We start from the raw sequence: 2,389 nt of genomic DNA on the forward strand, positions 1-2,389 counted from the left end.
CGGCGGCCGCGGCCGGCGCCTTGGCGGGCTTCGCGCTCCGGGCCGGGGCGCTGCGCTTCGGCTGGCGGCTGCCCGCCTTCCCCGGAGCCGCGGCGGCCGCAGGCCGGTCGTAGTTCAGCCGTATTCGCTGGACGAACTGGGGCTGAGTGTTGTATTCGTCAGCCTGCGTCGCCGCTTGTTGAACAAGTTTTGGCCGTATTTCGTCAGATTGTCGCCAAAATTGGCGCGAGACGACCAATAGTCTTCTTGAAAGCGTGACGGTAAGCGACCCGGAATGGGTCGCTTGAACGTAGGTATTTCAGATTTATGACGATAGAGGGCGCGCCGTTCCTCCTCCCCAAAAGGACCGCGCCCGATGGAATCTGTCGAGAAGCTGCGTAACGACTTGAACGCCATGTGGATCGACGTGACGGTTCTCGAGGTGATGACCCGCGCCCTGATGAAGGTGCTGGTCGACACCCCCGCCGGCGCCGAGCGCGTCGCCGAGGCCCTGGAGACCGAGGTGCGCGGCTTCGGCCTGATGGCCTTCGCCGGGGCGGAGCTGAGCGGCCGCACCCAGGCGGCCCGCGCCATCATCGAAGAACACGTCCGCCAGGTGCGCGACGACCTGCGCCTGTGTGCGTAAGGACCGCCTGAGCGGTCAGTCGTAGCGCGCCAGGCGCGCCGGGGCGCGCTCCAGCTCGTGCACCAGCTCGCGCACGAACTTCAGGTTCTGATGGTGGAGGATCGGATCCGGGGGCGTGCGCACGCCGCCGCCTTCCTCGATCAGGAAACCTTTTTCGACCAGCACGGCGATCTTGCGGCGCACCGTCTCGCGCGGCAGTCCGGTGGACTCGGCGATGGCGCGGCGGCTGACGGGCTGGCGCGCCTCGTCGGGGATCGGCTGGCCGGCGTCCAGCAATTCCAGCACCGCCGGGTCGCGCATGGCCCCGCTGACGGTGGCGCAGGCCACGGCGATGTAGATGACGCTGGTTTCGAGGTCGGTGAGGTCTTCGCGCTGGGTGGCCGTGATGGTGCGGATCAGGCGCAGCAGGATCTCGCAGGCCGGGATGGCCTTCTTGCGAAGCTCCGGCGACACGTCCTCGACGTCGATGCGCGACGCAACCGTCATCCCGCCCTCCCCCAAAGGCGGGGCCAGTCTCGGGGCGCGCGCAGGCGATGTCTAGCTGGAACCGGTGCGGCCGATCAGCGGGCTTCGGGCCCGGGGATCTCCGACAGGGGCGGCGGCGGCGGCGGGGGCGCGTCCCAGGCGGCCGGCGGCGGCGGACCCGGCGGCGGGTTCGGCGGGTCGCGATCGTAAGTGTGGGTGCAGCCCGCGACGGCGAGGGCCGCGAGCAGAAGCAGCTTTCTCATGATCCCGTTCTCCCCTCCATGCGAGCGTAACATCGTTACCGCAGGCCCAAGGCAAGCGCCAGCGTATGGTTAATGAACTTTTGGCGCCCGGCGAGGTTTCGTTCTATGCTTCGCCGTGGACCGCAGGTCGACGAGCGACGTTCGCTAGGTGAGGGACGGGTGATGAAGCTTCGGGTCGGCACGGTGTGCCTGCTGACGGCGTTCGCGATCGCGGCGCAGGCGTCTTCGGCCCTGGCGGCGGCGGCGGAAGGCCGTCCCGCCTATGACGCGCGCGCGCGCGACGACCGCGGCGCCGATCGCCGCTACGACGACCGGCGCGCGGACGACCGCCGCGCCGACGACCGTCGGGACGACCGGTATGCGGACGACCGCTACGACGATCGGTCCGACGACCGCTACGCCGACGGCCGCTACGGCGACGGGCGCGATCCCTACCCCTACGTGCGCCGCCCCTACGACGAGCCGGTCCGCTCGCGCTACTGCGGCATGCACAACGGCCGCCGCGCCCCGGCGATCATGACCTACGACCAGACCACCGGCACCCAGGTGCTGGTCGACAACGACGGCGGCGGCGTGAAGGTCACCGGCCGCAACGACGGCACCGCCTCGGCCTTCGCCGTCGACGGCGACCTGTCCCAGCCGAACGTGCCCTACATGTGCGCCGCCGACGACCAGAGCGGCGACGCCTACGAGATCGACGCCGCTCGCGGCGATTACGACGCCACCGTGCGCGGCATCGACGCCGACACCGGCCGGCGCTGGGCGGTCGGCGGCAATCCCGAAGGCCAGGGGCCGCGCTACGAGACCTACGACCCGGCGACGGGCTGCGCGGCGCGCACGACCATGACCGACGACGGCCGGACCCGCACCGTGGCGGGCCTGTACGACCAGGATCACCGCCGTTTCGTCAGCGACTTCTTCGGCGTCCGTCGCGCCGGCATGTACGCCGAGTCCGGCGCGCGGGTGCGGGCGCGCGACAACGCCGTCTACGCCCACGCCGACGGCTGCCAGCGGCTGGACCTGGGCGGCTTCAACC

3 protein-coding genes and 1 pseudogene are annotated in these 2,389 nt (G+C 70.6%); 2 read left to right on the forward strand and 2 right to left on the reverse strand.

The features are described 5' to 3' along the window. Positions 1-355: 355 nt before the first annotated feature. Complete coding sequence (locus G3573_RS21185) at positions 356-625, forward strand: hypothetical protein (protein WP_163263623.1); 270 nt, start codon at positions 356-358, stop codon at positions 623-625. A 15-nt stretch (positions 626-640) separates the two neighbouring features. Here G3573_RS21185 and G3573_RS21190 read toward each other — a convergent pair whose 3' ends face one another. After that, positions 641-1,111: a helix-turn-helix domain-containing protein gene (locus tag G3573_RS21190; RefSeq protein WP_163263624.1), complete on the reverse strand. Its 471-nt coding sequence runs from the start codon at positions 1,109-1,111 to the stop codon at positions 641-643. Between the two features lie 74 nt (positions 1,112-1,185). Then, entirely contained in the window at positions 1,186-1,353 is a 168-nt protein-coding gene (locus G3573_RS22085; protein WP_205598427.1) for a hypothetical protein, read from the reverse strand. A 162-nt stretch (positions 1,354-1,515) separates the two neighbouring features. On the opposite strand from G3573_RS22085, the pseudogene G3573_RS21200 reads away from it, so the two are divergent. Further along, positions 1,516-2,389, forward strand: a pseudogene (locus tag G3573_RS21200) (hypothetical protein); the annotation flags it as partial.

It is taken from the genome of Caulobacter sp. 17J65-9, assembly GCF_010975005.1.
In the GTDB taxonomy this organism is placed as follows: Bacteria; Pseudomonadota; Alphaproteobacteria; order Caulobacterales; family Caulobacteraceae; genus 17J80-11.